The organism is Caenibacillus caldisaponilyticus (assembly GCF_002003465.1).
Lineage (GTDB): Bacteria > Bacillota > Bacilli > Bacillales > Sporolactobacillaceae > Caenibacillus > Caenibacillus caldisaponilyticus.
Genome location: NZ_BDDQ01000121.1, coordinates 1 through 1,017 on the forward strand (window position 1 = coordinate 1; position 1,017 = coordinate 1,017).

3 protein-coding genes are annotated in these 1,017 nt (G+C 43.1%); all 3 read right to left on the minus strand.

From position 1 onward, the window contains the following. The coding region (locus tag CCB157_RS16650) for a phage tail terminator protein (RefSeq protein WP_077616921.1) at positions 1-344 on the minus strand (344 nt) is incomplete at its 3' end. Further along, on the minus strand, positions 341-706 hold the full coding sequence (locus CCB157_RS16655; protein ID WP_077616922.1) for a minor capsid protein: 366 nt from the start codon (positions 704-706) through the stop codon (positions 341-343). The genes CCB157_RS16655 and CCB157_RS16650, both read right to left, overlap by 4 nt. After that, positions 687-1,017 (minus strand): putative minor capsid protein (locus CCB157_RS16660; RefSeq protein WP_158077370.1); only part of this gene is annotated, 331 nt, incomplete at its 5' end. The genes CCB157_RS16660 and CCB157_RS16655, both read right to left, overlap by 20 nt.

A 1,017-nucleotide genomic window follows, 5' to 3' on the forward strand; every position in this document is an offset into this window, starting at 1 on the left:
TTATCGTCTTTCGTGATAATGTTCGGGTCCGTGGTGATGTCTATGCCCTCAAATTCATACGTTCCATTAGCGCTAGGAATATCCTCGATATTTTTTAAAAGGCTCGCGATATCCAAAAGCGTATGATAGGCGGTGAGTTGGTTTTCATGTTTGGTCATAACCTGAAAAGCAAAGTTTTGACGATATGAACCGTCGTAATAATGGTCATAGTCATTCGCCGGCATCACCATAACGGCAATACTGTTCCCATCCGTCAACATCGGTGACACGACCGTTGCATAATAACCTTGCTTATCAAGCACATCAATAACCAGCCGCTCTAAAAAGTCCATTTCATCGCTCATATTTTATTTCTCACCGCCTTTTCGGCTATCTTGGACCATTGTTTTTTGTGGACTGATTTAGCCTTCTCAAACCAAAGCCCTTGCGCTCTCGGGTTGACATCTTTCGAAAAATGGAATTGCGGATTGTAATAGAGCCGGCGAGCATACGGCGTATCCCATACCGCTTTCCCATCACTGAAACGTGAAGCTCGTAAACTACTTTTCATAAGGTTTCCGGTGTCCATCGGCACATAGAGATTGCTGTCCTTCACCACTTGCTGGGTGAGAGCGAACAATCCAAGATGCGATGCTTTTTTTATTTTTGGAGCGATTTTCTTTGTATCTACTTTAACCCTTACCCCATTAGACCACTTCCACTTCATAGTGGTGGACTTGGTTAAACCCATAATAGGGATTGCAAGCATGGACCATCATTTCGATACCATTAAAAGTCACCTTAGATTTAACTTTTAGAGGTTTACAATTAGGCGTATTGACGGTGTCCATAAAGATAATCCCTTGCGTTTCGATTTCTTCCCCATTAGCATCCATGCGGATTGCCGTTTTGGGTTCAAAGCGAACGCAATCGATCGTTTCCGGATCGCCCCACGACTCCCCAAAATTGCCTTGGCCTAGATATTCCTCGTAAACAATAGAATGTATGAGAAGTTGTTTAGGAATTGGACGAATAATG